Source organism: Pseudomonas sp. NBB (assembly GCF_032701105.1).
GTDB classification, from domain to species: domain Bacteria; phylum Pseudomonadota; class Gammaproteobacteria; order Pseudomonadales; family Pseudomonadaceae; genus Aquipseudomonas; species Aquipseudomonas asiatica.
Window position 1 is genome coordinate 844,960 of the sequence record NZ_CP103994.1, and the last position, 13,290, is coordinate 858,249.

10 protein-coding genes are annotated in these 13,290 nt (G+C 62.8%); 6 read left to right on the forward strand and 4 right to left on the reverse strand.

Translation table 11 applies throughout. The annotated features are described in order from the left end of the window. Positions 1-4 precede the first annotated feature (4 nt). The 3 genes from NY023_RS03835 to NY023_RS03845 all read right to left on the reverse strand — a co-directional run bounded on the left by NY023_RS03835 (position 5) and on the right by NY023_RS03845 (position 2,046). Positions 5-973, reverse strand: coding sequence for a DUF932 domain-containing protein (locus NY023_RS03835; protein WP_013970872.1), 969 nt, complete (start codon positions 971-973; stop codon positions 5-7). 97 nt (positions 974-1,070) lie between these two features. Next, entirely contained in the window at positions 1,071-1,400 is a 330-nt protein-coding gene (locus NY023_RS03840) for a hypothetical protein (protein WP_044046891.1), read from the reverse strand. Positions 1,401-1,743: 343 nt separating this feature from the next. Beyond that, complete coding sequence (locus tag NY023_RS03845; protein ID WP_182819077.1) at positions 1,744-2,046, reverse strand: ArsR/SmtB family transcription factor; 303 nt, start codon at positions 2,044-2,046, stop codon at positions 1,744-1,746. Positions 2,047-2,129: 83 nt separating this feature from the next. Here NY023_RS03845 and NY023_RS03850 point away from each other — a divergent pair, with 83 nt between their 5' ends. The 6 genes from NY023_RS03850 (at position 2,130) to NY023_RS03875 (ending at position 11,249) form a co-directional block, all read left to right on the forward strand. Further along, positions 2,130-3,221: an NADH:flavin oxidoreductase/NADH oxidase gene (locus NY023_RS03850; RefSeq protein WP_044046892.1), complete on the forward strand. Its 1,092-nt coding sequence runs from the start codon at positions 2,130-2,132 to the stop codon at positions 3,219-3,221. Positions 3,222-3,347: 126 nt separating this feature from the next. Continuing rightward, a complete protein-coding gene (locus tag NY023_RS03855; protein WP_044046893.1) occupies positions 3,348-4,337 on the forward strand; it encodes a zinc-dependent alcohol dehydrogenase family protein in 990 nt (329 codons plus the stop codon). A 98-nt stretch (positions 4,338-4,435) separates the two neighbouring features. After that, positions 4,436-4,729: a putative quinol monooxygenase gene (locus NY023_RS03860; RefSeq protein ID WP_003288729.1), complete on the forward strand. Its 294-nt coding sequence runs from the start codon at positions 4,436-4,438 to the stop codon at positions 4,727-4,729. Between the two features lie 10 nt (positions 4,730-4,739). Next, positions 4,740-5,759, forward strand: a complete 1,020-nt coding sequence (locus NY023_RS03865; RefSeq protein WP_044046894.1) for a zinc-binding alcohol dehydrogenase family protein — start codon at positions 4,740-4,742, stop codon at positions 5,757-5,759. Between the two features lie 1,034 nt (positions 5,760-6,793). Beyond that, a complete protein-coding gene (gene nhaA / locus NY023_RS03870; protein WP_238531258.1) occupies positions 6,794-8,572 on the forward strand; it encodes a Na+/H+ antiporter NhaA in 1,779 nt (592 codons plus the stop codon). A gap of 25 nt (positions 8,573-8,597) precedes the next feature. Further along, positions 8,598-11,249, forward strand: coding sequence for an excinuclease ABC subunit UvrA (locus NY023_RS03875; RefSeq protein ID WP_044046895.1), 2,652 nt, complete (start codon positions 8,598-8,600; stop codon positions 11,247-11,249). Positions 11,250-11,329: 80 nt separating this feature from the next. On the opposite strand, the gene mobH is transcribed toward NY023_RS03875, so the two are convergent. After that, entirely contained in the window at positions 11,330-13,189 is a 1,860-nt protein-coding gene (gene mobH, locus NY023_RS03880) for a MobH family relaxase (protein ID WP_013970880.1), read from the reverse strand. Positions 13,190-13,290 lie beyond the last annotated feature (101 nt).

Here is a 13,290-nt window from a genome sequence, read left to right on the forward strand (position 1 = left end):
AAGGTCAGGCGACCAATTGCAGGGCTGTATCCAATGCGCGTTGCTTGATCTGGGCACCCTGGCCGAACCAGGCGGAGTCGAGGCGGTACTCCGTGCTGCGTGCCCGGCGCTCGTGATCGACGTACTCGGTTACGGCATTGAGCAAGCCCCAGGCGGTTCCGCGTGCGGAGTCCAGTTGGCTGCCACGGCCACGACCTTCGTACAGCTCCTGCACTTTGCGCAGAGCGCGCTCGTTGGGCAGTTGCTCCGGCAGGGCGCCGGTCGGGCTGGTCTCGCACATCACGTTCATGAAGAAGCCCAGTGCCTCATGCCACTGCACCTTGCGTTCAGCCAGGTGGCGCATGCGGTACATGAAGTCGTCCCATTGCGAGACGGCTATACCGAGCTGCTTCTTGACCAGATCGCCGTCGAAGCGGGTGCTGTGCGGCACCTTGATCGCACGGCTGGTGCCGTCCAGGGCGATGGTCAGCGTGTTGTTGCAGACTACGCGGATGGTGGTGGGCGTTGCGGTGGTGGCCAGGGTGCCGTCGCAGGAAGTGGCCAGCAGCAAATAGCCATTTACCTGGTCGTTACCTTTGATCGCTGCACCCTGGCCGGTCCGTGCTAGCGCCCAGAACTTGCGACCGCCTTTAAGCACGCCAGCGGTTTCCAGCTCATAGCCGGAGACCTCGGTCAGGTCCCGGTAGAACTCCAGCACATCCTTGGGCTGAACTGTGTGGTAGCGCTGCGAGACCACCGACAGCGGTGCCTTGGTGTCCGAGCGGTAGAGCACTTTCTGCTCCGGGAACGAATGGATCGCGCCCAGGTGGCCGATGGCATCCGACTTGAAATGCACGGGGCTTTCCAGTATCTGCCAGTCCATGCCGGCTTCGCGTTGCCAGACTTCGATGGGCTGTTTCTGCGGCAGGTTGTTGCCCAGGCCGTGCCACGGAGTAGCACCAACGTAGGCCATTTGTTCGATTTGATGAGCCATGACGAATTTCCTTTGGGTGCAAGCCGGCATAAAGCGCCGCGCAGAGCGCAGCACCGGCAATCATTGATGGGTAAGGAAGAGGAGAGCGGTGGCCGGATCAGGCCGGTAGGTTGAAGCGATGACCGCAGAGCAGGCAGAGGTTGTGGGCCAGGACGTGACGGTCGAGTGACTCGCCGAGCTGAGCGCCAATCGCGCAGCCACCGACGCCTCCGGCAAGGCCGCCGAGAATGGCGCCGGATACCGAGCCGAGGGTTATGCCGACAGGGCCGGCGAATACGCCGAGTGCTGCACCGGCCTTGCCGCCTGCCAGAGCAGCACTGATGCCACGTGCGAGGCCACCGACCGCGCCGATAGCAGCGCCGGTTTTCATGGCGTGATGGAAAGAAGCGACTTTTGGGGAGTGACAGCGGGGGCACTGCAATGACATGGGACGAACCTCCTTGGTGCTGATGTCATTGCGGTAATGTGTGGTCGAGATTTTTTTGAATCGAATGGCTGCTTTTCAGCAGCGCTAACTGAGTGCGAACTGGCTGGAGTCGGCCACTAGCGGCCTGTCGTAAGCGGCATAATCTGTAGACGAGCCACCGATACTGCGCACAAGCGAAACGCTCCAGCTGCTCGATTGAGGCCATCTGGGTAAGGCGTTTACGTCGGGACTAGTCATGCTTCCGCAGTCAGCGGCGAGGTAGTCCCTGAGCTCACTGGAGCCCAGGGTTTCGAAGCAGGCCGTCTTCAACGTCTTCCTCGATGAATTGACTCTCAAGCCAGCCTTAGCCGCGCTGAGATAAGATCGTCTCGAGCAAACTAGGAAATCGATTGTTCAAATCATCCCTGCGCAACGAGTTCATATGGGTCGTGCCGATGGTTTGGGTTTGGACCAACCCGGCATCTCGCAGCACCCTGAAGTGATGGGACATGGTGGACTTTGGTCGGCCACCGTCCAATTCGCCACAGCTGGCTTCGCCCAGTTCGGCAAGGCGTCGGACGATCTCCAGGCGCACAGGATCGCTCAAGGCGTATAGCAGACGCTCGAGGACGAATTCAGTGACGGGAGGGTGTTTGTAGGGGCGCATGAACGAAGCATACACGGGTTTGCTCTATCTCCATAGTTCGAATACTATCGAATTGACGTAATAGACAACCCTCGGAGAAACCAATGTCTGCGCTGTTCCAACCCTTCACGCTTAAAGACGTCACGCTTCGCAACCGTATTGCGATTCCCCCTATGTGCATGTACTCGTCAAACGATGGCCTGATCAACGAGTGGCACAGTGTTCACTACGCCTCCCTTGCGCGTGGCGGGGCGGGGTTGGTGATTGTCGAAGCAACCGCTGTAGCGCCAGAAGGGCGGATCACTCCTGGCTGTGCGGGTATTTGGAACGATGAGCTGGCCCAGGCCTTCGTACCGGTGGTGCAGTCGATCAAGGCAGCCGGCTCGGTCCCCGGCCTGCAGATCGCCCACGCCGGTCGCAAGGCAAGCGCAAACCGTCCATGGGAAGGCGATGACCACATCGCTGAAGATGACGCCCGTGGCTGGCAGACCATCGCTCCATCGGCCATAGCTTTTGGCGGTCACCTGGCCAAGCAGCCGCAAGCCATGACGCTGGAAGACATTGCCCGTGTGCGTGAGGATTTCGTCGCAGCCGCTCGCCGTGCGCGTGACGCTGGCTTCGAGTGGCTGGAGCTGCATTTCGCCCATGGTTATCTGGCCCAGTCGTTCCTTTCCGAACACTCCAACCATCGCGATGACGCCTACGGCGGCAGTTTCGACAACCGTAGCCGCTTCCTGCTTGAAACGCTGGCGGCTGTTCGTGAGGTTTGGCCGGAGCACCTGCCGCTAACCGCTCGTCTAGGGGTTATCGAATACGACGGCCGGGACGAACAGACGCTGACCGAGGCTATCGAACTGACACGTCGCTTCAAAGATGGTGGCCTGGATCTGCTGAGCGTCAGCATTGGTTTCACCATCGCTGAAACCAACATTCCCTGGGCGCCTGGCTTCATGGGCGAAGTTGCCCAGCGCGTGAAGCGTGAGGCGGGGATACCAGTGGCTTCGGCATGGGGCTTCGGCGCGCCAAGCGTTGCCGAAGAAGCGGTCAAGAGCGGTCAGCTGGACTTGGCGATGATTGGGCGAGCACATCTGGCCAATCCAAATTGGTCCTATCTTGCCGCCCAAGAGCTGGGCGTAGAGCGTGCGTCCTGGACCTTGCCGGCTCCCTATGCCCACTGGCTTGAACGCTACAAGTGATCCGTCGGGGCGAAGACGGCCGTCATGGCCTAATCGCCCGCTGCCTCAGCGCCGATGTGCGCTGGTGGCTACCTGGCTGGGCCGCTCATGGCTCGGCCCTTCCGATAGATAGCTGAGGATTACGCTATGTCTCGCGTCATACGCTTTCATCGCACCGGTGGACCGGAGGTTCTCCAGATCGACGAGATCGACGTGCCGGCTCCCGGCGCGAACGAGGTTCAAATCAACGTCAGGGCGCTCGGCATCAACCGGGCTGAAGTGATGTACCGCACAGGCCAGTACGTCATCGAACCGACGTTTCCCGCCATGCTGGGCTATGAAGCGGCTGGGACCGTATCTGCAGTGGGTCCCGGTGTGGTCGGCTTCGCTGTTGGCGATGCGGTCAGCGTAGTGCCCGCGTTCTCCTTTGACGAATACGGCTTGTACGGTGAATTGGTCAACGCGCCGGCTCACGCGGTGGTCAAACACCCGGAAGCGCTTTCTTTCACGGAAGCAGCGGCGACCTGGATGAAGTTTGTCACTGCCTATGGCGCACTGATCGAGCTTGGTGGGCTGCAGGCCGGCGAGACGGTGCTAATCCGTGCGGCGTCCAGCAGCGTGGGGCTTGCCGCTATCCAGATTGCGAACATGGTGGGCGCCGTTCCTGTCGCGCTGACCCGCACCAGCGACAAGCGCGAGGCCTTACTTCAGGCCGGGGCGGCGGCAGTCATTGCGACGCAGGAGCAGGACATGGTGGCCGAGGTCATGACGATGACTCATGGCAAAGGCGCTCGCATGGCCTTCGATCCCGTTGGCGGGCCCGAAGTGGCCTTGGTGCTCAAGGCACTGGCGAACCACGGCATCTTCTTCCAGTACGGCGCTTTGGACACTCGGGATATCCCTGTGTCGGTCATGGACCTGCTCGGCAAGCATCTGACGCTGCGTGGTTATCAGCTGTTCGAGATCACCCAGGATCGAGAAAAACTCGAACGGGCCAAGCACTTCATCAACGAAGGGCTCGCCTCTGGGCAGCTGCAGCCGGTAATCGACCGTACATTCAGCCTCGACGAGATGGCCGAGGCTCACCGGTACATGGAATCGAATGCCCAGGTGGGCAAGATTGTTGTAACGCTTTAAACCACGTGCAGGTCTTCGCGGCATGGCCGGTAGGGTCACTGTCGATAAGCCCATGCCAGCTCGATGCGTCTCTCACACATGCACAGACAGGAGGTTCGATGACCACCCCACTCACACTGGTTGCCACATTGGTCGCCAAGGCCGGCTCCGAAGATGAGCTCCAGCAGACGCTGCAGGATCTGCAAGGCGCAAGTCGCGCCGAAGCAGACTGCATCCAATACGACTTTCATAAAGATGCAGAACAGCCTCGCACCTTCCATATGGTTGAGCAGTGGCGAGACGAAGCGGCGCTGACTGCGCACGAGGCCACCCCGCATTTCCAGGCAGCGCTGCCCGTCATCGAACGCGCCGCCGAAAAATTCTCCGTCATGAAAATGTACCGCGTCTCCTGAGGAGCTCCGAATGAAAGCCATTGCACACTTCAAATGTCTGCCTGTTGAGAACCCTGACGCCCTCGTGGAGATCGATCTACCCGAGCCAGTGCCGGGGCCGCGCGACCTGCTGGTAGAAGTCAAGGCCGTATCGGTCAACCCGGTCGATACCAAAGTCCGCCAGGGCTACGTGCCGCATACAGACGAAACACAGCCGCGCATCCTCGGTTGGGACGCTGCCGGCGTGGTCAAGTCGGTCGGTTCCGACGTAACGCTGTTCAAGCCCGGTGACAAGGTGTGGTACGCCGGGTCGCTGATCCGCCCGGGCAGCAACAGTGAGTTGCAGCTGGTAGACGAGCGCATTGTCGGATCGATGCCACAGTCGCTGGAGTTCGCCCAGGCCGCGGCGCTTCCCCTGACGTCTCTGACCGCTTGGGAATTGCTATTTGATCGCCTCGGCGTAGCGCGCGACACCACCGACCGTGGCGAAACGCTGCTGATCATTGGCGCTGCAGGCGGGGTGGGTTCAATCATGACTCAGCTGGCGCGTCAGTTGACCGGCCTGACCGTCATTGGTACGGCTTCGCGCCCTGAAACCCAGGCCTGGGTCACCGAACTCGGCGCCCATTACGTGATCGATCACACCAAGCCACTGAGCGAAGAGCTCAAGCGCATCGGCCTTCCGCAGGTCAGCTACGTCGCAAGCCTGACGCAGACCGATCGGCATTACGAGCAGATCATCGAGTCACTGAAGCCACAGGGCAGGTTGGGCCTGATCGATGACCCGGCCACGCTGGACGTCGTACCGCTCAAACGCAAGAGCCTGTCGCTGCACTGGGAGCTGATGTACACGCGCTCGCTGTACGAGACCGAGGACATGCAGGAGCAGCACAACATCCTCAATGAAGTGTCCCGCCAGATCGATGCGGGTGTGTTGCGCACCACCGTTGGCGAAAACTACGGGCGTATCAGCGCCGAAAACCTACGTCGCGCCCATGCCTTGCTGGAGAGCAGCAAGGCAAAGGGCAAGATCGTTCTGGAGGGCTTCTGACGGTATCTGGCTACCGGCTCATGCGGTAGGTAGCCAATGCTGGATTCAAGAGTAGCGCCCATGAGCGATTCAGTGAGCGCCTTGAAATGCCTCCTATTGAGATCGTCTCGCAAGACCATCACCCAGCCGTCAACGACTTCATCCGAAACGTCCAACTAATAGGAATTGGTAGCGACTCCGGAGGAGGGCGTATCGGATGAGTCAAAAGCCTGATGTAGCGTAATTGTCATGTGCTCAAACGCAACTACAGCTATGACACGATTGTCCGGGTGGTCCGCGACGAGACTGGGGTAAGCATGACCCCAACCAAGCTTCGCCACTACGTTGAGGTAAACGAGCTTGCCTCAAAACAGATGCTGTTGAGCAGCAAGGCGATGCAATCTCTGGAGGTGCAAGGCGATCCTCAGATATCTTGAGAGGAGTGCCCCTAGGGCGGTGTTCGCTAGAGAGTACCTTGGGTCTTTGGAGGGGCGATATCCCGGTCGCACGTCATGGGCTGTCAAAGCCGTTGACGTTGGTCGCACCGGGAACCGCTACAGCAAAGGCCGCACACTAGCGATGTGCAGGACCTACTTCGGTCTCTTTCGCCCGTCCCCAGCCCCAGTCCCCGAATACAAGAACTTCGACCCGCAATGCCCGCTTCTGGCCGATTCTGTGTATCCGTCCGGCCAACACACCTTCCTGGCCTCGACGCCAAAGGCGATGGTGTCCACCTGATTTAAGTGGACACCATTTCTAGCCTTTTATGCCGCTGGGCAAACCTATTTTCCCGAGGGCGTGGCGCGGCCGGGTTGGTATCAGCCAACGGACAGAGGTGTTGAGCGCAGGCCGGGAGAAAGACTCGCTTGGCTGCGCTCGCTCGATGATGAGACGCCGCCAGAGGCGGACGCCTGATCGGTCCATCCGAAACCGGCCCATCGTGATCTCACAAACTACAGGATAAGCACATGCCAGCCTCTTCTTTCGGTGAGTCCTCGGCGCATATCAGACGCAGACGCGTTGCCCACTATCTACGCACGGAGTCTGGCGCTGCGGTGCTGCTGGTGATCGTCACGGTTGTGGCGCTCGTGTGGGCGAACTCGCCGCTATCTAACGCCTATTTCGAGTTGTGGCACCTAGACGTCGGGTTCAACTTCGGGCCACTGCGCCTACACATGGATCTGCATCACTGGGTCAACGACGGCCTGATGGTCGTCTTCTTCTTCCTGATCGGACTGGAGGTGCGTCAGGAGTTCGCCCACGGATCGCTCCGTGACCGCAGCCGTGCCCGCCTCGCCCTGATCGCGGGGGTCACGGGAGTCGTGCTTCCCGCGCTGGTGTATGTCCTGATCGTGAAACTAGCCGGAAGTGAGGGCCTGCACGGGTGGGGTGCGGTGGTCGGCACCGATACGGCGTTCATGCTGGGCACCTTGGCGATCGTCGGCCCGCGGCTATCGGGTCAGTTGCGCGTGTTCCTGCTCACCCTGACCGTGGTCGATGACTTCCTCGCAGTGTCCATCATCGGCATCGTCTATAGCGAGGAGATCCGGATCGTCCCGTTGCTTATCGCCCTCGCCAGCCTCGTTGGATTGTGGTTGTTGGGGCGCACCCGCCAGTGGCGGGCGACGCCGTATGTGTTGATCGTGATCGTGCTGTGGTTCGCGACCGTGTACTCCGGCATCCATGCCTCCCTGGCCGGGATGGCTGCGGGGCTCCTGATCCCCGCCTACGCGACGCAGCGTCACAAAGTCGTCGCGGCAAGACAACTGTTCCGTGACTTCTGGCAGTCTCCGAGTGCCGCATCGGCCCACGCGGTGGACCGCGGACTATCCCGCGGTATCTCTGTGAACGAGCGGCTGCACGAGTTCCTGCGGCTGCCGGCGGCACTGCTGATCGTGCCGGTGTTCGCCTTGGCGAACGCCGGGGTGGATCTGCGTGGCGGGTTGCTCGCTGAGGCCTTCGGCTCGCCCGTGACCTGGGGCGTCATCTCGGGACTCGTGCTCGGTAAGCTTCTAGGCATCGGGCTCATCACTCTAGCCGCAGTCCGCCTCGGACTGGGGCGCCTGCCGGTGGGCGTCGGGATGGGGAGCGTGTTCGGTGGTGCGGCGCTGTCCGGGATCGGTTTCACCGTGTCGCTGCTCATCATCGGGCTCGCGTTCGGTACGACCTCTGACCTGGGCCGCCAGGCGACGGTCGGGGTGCTCGTGTCGATGTTACTCGCCACGTTGCTGGGGTGGCTCATATTCAAGGTCGCCGCTCTCAAGTGGGGGGAGGAGACTGCCGATTTGCCGATGGTACTTGAGCCACCAGTCGATCCGGAGGTCGATCACATCCGCGGTCCGGAGGACGCCCAGCTCACGCTCGTGGAGTACGTTGACTTCGAGTGCGCGTACTGTGCACACGCCACCGGTTCGTGGGGCGATCTGCGCGCCCACTTCGGGGACGACCTGCGGTATGTGGTGCGCCAGTTGCCGCACCACCCCCACGGGCCGATCGCCGCGCGGGCGTCCGAGGCGGCATCGAACCAGGGGATGTTCTGGCCGTGGCTGGACTTCGTGTTCACCCGTCAGCATGCGCTGGAGCGAGAGGACTTGATCGGCTACGCCGCCGAGCTGGGTCTTGACATCGATCGGTTCATCGCGGATCTCGACAGCCCCGCAGTGATAGAGCGTGTCGAGCGTGACCTCGTCAGCGCGGTCGCCAGCGGTGCGCACGTCACTCCTACGTTCTTCATCGAGGGTCGTCGTCTGCTCGGCAGTTACGACGCCCGCACTCTCACCGCAGTGCTCGAAGCCAGTCGCCGCGGCCCTCGCACTCAGGAAGTCCCGTCCTGAGTGGGGCGAACTACAGGATAAGAACATGCCAAGCAATTCTTTCGGTGAATCCTCTTGTACCGCTGCGGCCAGCGGCCTCGTGCAGGTGCGTGGCGCGCGTGAGAACAACCTCAAAGAGGTGGACGTCTCTATCCCGCGGAATGCGCTGGTGGTGTTCTCGGGTGTCTCCGGCTCCGGGAAGTCCTCGCTGGCCTTCGGCACCATCTATGCCGAGGCGCAGCGACGCTACTTTGAGTCGGTGGCCCCCTATGCACGGCGCCTGATCGACCAGGCGGGCGTGCCGGACGTAGATGCGATCGACGGCCTGCCACCAGCGGTGGCGCTGCAGCAGCAGCGGGGGGCCAGCAATGCGCGTTCCTCCGTGGGCAGTGTGACCACCCTGTCCAGCCTGGTGCGGATGATGTATTCGCGCGCCGGCGCCTATCCCGCCAACCAGCCGATGCTGTACGCCGAGGATTTTTCGCCGAACACGCCGCAGGGGGCGTGCTCGACCTGCCACGGCTTGGGTCATGTGTACGAAGTGACCGAGGCGATCATGGTGCCCGACCCCTCCCTGAGCATCCGTGAGCGGGCGATTGCTTCCTGGCCACCCGCCTGGCAGGGCCAGAACCTGCGCGACATCCTGGTCAGCATGGGCTACGACGTTGACCGGCCGTGGAAGGACCTGCCGAAAAAGGATCGCGACTGGATTCTGTTCACCGAGGAAACACCAACGGTGCCGGTGTACGCCGGTTTCACGCCTGCCGAAACCCGCACCGCGCTCAAACGCAAGATGGAGCCGAGCTACATGGGCACCTTCACCGGCGCCCGGCGGTATGTGTTGCACACCTTCGCCAATACCCAGAGCGCGCTGATGAGAAAGCGCGTATCCCGGTTCATGGAGGGCAAGCCGTGCCCCACCTGCCACGGCAAGAGGCTCAAGCCCGAAGCGCTGTCGGTCACCTTCGCTGGGGTGGACATCGGCGCGTTTATGCAGATGCCGCTGGACCACTTGGCGGCATTGCTCGAACCCATCGCACAGGGCGATTTCCGCGCCCATGCAGCGGGTGCGGCTACGGACAAGGAAGCGACCCGGCGCGAGCGTGCCGAACGCGCTGCCACCGGCCGTGCGGTCCATGCGGTATCGCCCGACGTGCGCCGTACCTCCGCGCTGTCGGAAGAAAAGCGCCTCGCCGCACAGCGCCTGGCTGGAGGCGTGATGGCGCGCCTGCGCCAACTGCGCGAGCTAGGCCTGGGCTACCTGACGCTGGACCGGGCCACGCCGACGCTTTCGGCCGGCGAGTTGCAACGCTTGCGGTTGGCCACGCAATTAAGTTCCCTGCTGTTCGGCGTCGTGTACGTACTTGACGAACCCTCGGCGGGCCTGCATCCCTCCGACAGCCAGGCCCTGTACGATGCACTCGACCGGCTGCGCGACGCGGGCAACTCGGTGTTTGTGGTGGAGCACGACCTGGACCTGATGCGCCGCGCGCAATGGCTCGTGGATGTCGGGCCGGATGCCGGCGAGCGTGGCGGCCGCGTGCTCTACAGCGGCGAGCCGGATGGCCTGCGCAAGATTGCCGAATCGCGTACTGCACGTTACCTGTTCGACGAAATTCCCGCACCCGGAAGCCGAGCACGCGAAGCGACCGGCTGGTTGGAGCTGCAGGGCATCCACCGCCATAACCTGCATGGCGTGGATGCGCGCATTCCGCTGGGCGTGCTGACAGCCGTTACCGGCATCTCTGGCTCCGGCAAATCCAGCCTCGTCGCGCAGGCCCTGCCGGAATTGGTGCTGCTGCACCTGGGCCACGAGCCTGAAGACGATGTCGCCGAAAGCGCCACCAGCGAAGGGCCGGCAGTGGTCGAAGCGACCGGCGGCCATCTGGCGGGCGACGTGGACGCCATACAGCGCCTGGTGCAGGTGGACCAGAAGCCGATCGGGCGCACGCCGCGGTCGAACCTGGCTACCTACACGGGTCTGTTCGACCATGTGCGCAAGCTGTTCGCCGCCACGCCCGATGCTCGACGCCGCCGCTATGATGCCGGACGGTTCTCGTTCAACGTCGCCAAGGGGCGCTGCGAGACTTGCGAGGGCGAGGGTTTCGTTAGCGTGGAACTGCTGTTCATGCCCAGCGTGTACGCGCCGTGCCCGACCTGCCATGGCGCGCGCTACAACGAGGCCACGCTGAAGGTGCAGTGGAACGGGCGCAACATCGCCGAGGTGCTGCAGATGACCGTGGACGATGCCAGCGAATTCTTCGCGGGTGAAGACGCGGTGGCAAGGCCCCTGCAACTGCTGCGCGACATCGGACTGGGCTATCTGCGCCTGGGGCAACCGGCCACTGAGCTTTCCGGTGGCGAGGCGCAGCGCATCAAGCTGGCGACCGAGCTTCAGCGCAGCCAGCGCGGCCGAAGCCTGTACGTGCTCGACGAGCCGACCACCGGGCTGCACGCGTCGGATGCCGACCGGCTGCTGGTGCAGTTGCAGCGCCTGGTCGATGCCGGCAATACCGTAGTGATGATCGAGCACGACATGCGTGCGGTGGCCCAAGCCGACTGGGTGATTGACGTAGGGCCAGGCGCGGGCGCTGCCGGCGGCAGCATCGTGGTGGCGGGTTCCCCTCAGCAGGTGGCCCGAAAGTCTGGCAGCCGAACCGCTCCGTTCCTTGCACGGGAGTTGGCGCGGGCCGAGTAGCTTAGTTCGCCAAAATGTTGCCAGCTTCGCGGGGCATTGATCGTCGCCACACGGTGGTGACGGTCGCTGCCCGAGTCGCGTCATCCTTCCTGAGTCAGAGCAAGATAGGGATTGTTGGGCGGTATTTCGGCGAATACCAAGGACCCATTTTCGAGGAGGTAGCCATGCAGTCGGCGGGACTTCCTCGGGCCCGTGACTTCACAGGTCCAAATGTTCAGGCCATTTGAGTGCTTGCGGTGTAGCTGCAGTTTCTCAAAGCGCTTTTGCACCCACTGCCAATCCTGTTGCTTGTCCTGCCTGGCTAGCGCATCCACCTGGGGATGTTCCTGCGCATAGCGATGGAACACGCCGGGACTGACCAGGTAGGCGGTGTCGCTCACCGTATGCACGAGCGCCTTGGCGTCGTTGATGATGAGTCGCCGCGCGGCGACTCCCTGTTGCAGCCACGTCATGAAATGCTCCCCGGATGGTATCGCGACTATTGGAGTTGATGCAGGTCCAGGCGCAGGGGTAAGTGGCAAGGGAGACGCTGCGGCTGTGGTTGGGGCAGGAACGTCAGGCTGGGCAGGGACTTTCTCCACTGGCTCTTCACTCTTCCCCATGTCGGCCGTGCCATCCAATCCAACCATCGGCAGCATGTCCTCCATGACGTCGGGCACGGGCGGGGCCGCAGTCGGCAAGGCGGTATCGCTGCGAGGGCATTCCCAAGGGGGAGTCTCCTGACCTTCGGGTGCTGGCTGCCCCACGACCGCGGGCGGTGTGCCTGGTGCACTGCCGTTGATTTCCGCTGGCGTCGTGTCGATCGCCACCGTGCCTGCGAAAAGCGCTGGCCGCTCGCCGGATTCCCAGATCAGCGCGGGCGCGAGGCGCAACAGGGTGAACGAGTAGGACCAGCCGGTCGCACTGGTCACGGTCGCGCGCCAGACCGCCTTGCCGTCTGAGGTAGGCTGGAGCATGCCGTGGTCCTGCAGCACGTTGAAGACGGCGGTGTTGTTCGCAGGAATGCCGTCGATCCCCTGAGACAGCAGGTGCGCGCGCAGCTTGTCCGAGACAGTCTTGCTCACCAGCCACAGCCCATCCTCAGTGAGCCAGCCATCGGAGGCTTCCGGCTGATTCAGCTTCAACTGTTCCTTGAGCAGGAAGCGCAGCCCGTCCAGCAGCTTGCGTTGCAGCGCGTGCCTGGGCGCGGCCATGGCGCGCGCGGGATCGCCGCCCAGTTCCTGTGCCACAGAAGCGCGATCAGCCTGCACGACCAGTTCACCCAGCACGCCGGCGTGCTCGTACTGCCCGGCCAAGACGTAGAGCAATGGTGCCCACAGAGACGGATAGCCGCTGAGCCAGTCTAGGAGCGGACCATCGAGCAATTGGCGGTAAAGCAGCCCTGTTGCGGCGCTGTGCAACCGGTACTCGCGGTCTTCGCGGTAGCGGAAGCGGTACGACTGGTGCAGCGGGCCGTGCCAGGGATGCCACGGCGAGCCGTCTGCCAGCTCGACCAGCAGATCGACGGCCACCTTGCCGATGTCGTGCAGCAGCGCGGCGTAAGCAACGGCGGCGGTCCAGGCTTCCGACTGCGCCGCCTGGTCTTCGGGGCTGGCGCCGATGGGCAACAGATGGGACTGCCGCAGCTTGAGCGCATAGGCGACGATCTCCAACCCGTGATCCAGCATGCCGCCGGGGTAAGCGTGATGATGGCTCTCGGAAGCGGGGAATTGCTGGACCAGCTCGGCGTAGCGCTCCAGCGGCGTGCGGTACAGCGTGGCGAACTGCCGGCGCGACAGCGACGTGCGCTGCCAGATGTGTTCCAGCAGCTTCTGTCGGCGCGGTGTCGCCAGCAGCGATGCGGCCGATTCGGGCCGTAGCAGCCCTTTGGGGAGGTCGGTGGCGGGCGCTGGTGATGGGGCAGTGACCGGAGGCCGTTTTCGCTGGAACAGGGAGAGCATGTGGGTGTCCTCTGGGGGGGGCGGCCGGGATGCCTTTTCGCCTTTTCGAGGTAGGGCCTTTCCCCTTGCACTCCCATTCCCTTGCCTTTTCGGCCCTTTGG

Excerpts from the sequence above, each read along its gene's own strand:
- NY023_RS03845 (WP_182819077.1), bottom strand. The coding sequence starts at position 2,046 with ATGCGCCCCTACAAACACCCTCCCGTCACTGAATTCGTCCTCGAGCGT.
- NY023_RS03865 (WP_044046894.1), top strand. The coding sequence starts at position 4,740 with ATGAAAGCCATTGCACACTTCAAATGTCTGCCTGTTGAGAACCCTGAC.
- NY023_RS03860 (WP_003288729.1), top strand. The coding sequence starts at position 4,436 with ATGACCACCCCACTCACACTGGTTGCCACATTGGTCGCCAAGGCCGGC.
- NY023_RS03855 (WP_044046893.1), top strand. The coding sequence starts at position 3,348 with ATGTCTCGCGTCATACGCTTTCATCGCACCGGTGGACCGGAGGTTCTC.
- NY023_RS03840 (WP_044046891.1), bottom strand. The coding sequence starts at position 1,400 with ATGTCATTGCAGTGCCCCCGCTGTCACTCCCCAAAAGTCGCTTCTTTC.
- NY023_RS03850 (WP_044046892.1), top strand. The coding sequence starts at position 2,130 with ATGTCTGCGCTGTTCCAACCCTTCACGCTTAAAGACGTCACGCTTCGC.
- mobH (WP_013970880.1), bottom strand. The coding sequence starts at position 13,189 with ATGCTCTCCCTGTTCCAGCGAAAACGGCCTCCGGTCACTGCCCCATCA.
- NY023_RS03835 (WP_013970872.1), bottom strand. The coding sequence starts at position 973 with ATGGCTCATCAAATCGAACAAATGGCCTACGTTGGTGCTACTCCGTGG.
- NY023_RS03875 (WP_044046895.1), top strand. The coding sequence starts at position 8,598 with ATGCCAAGCAATTCTTTCGGTGAATCCTCTTGTACCGCTGCGGCCAGC.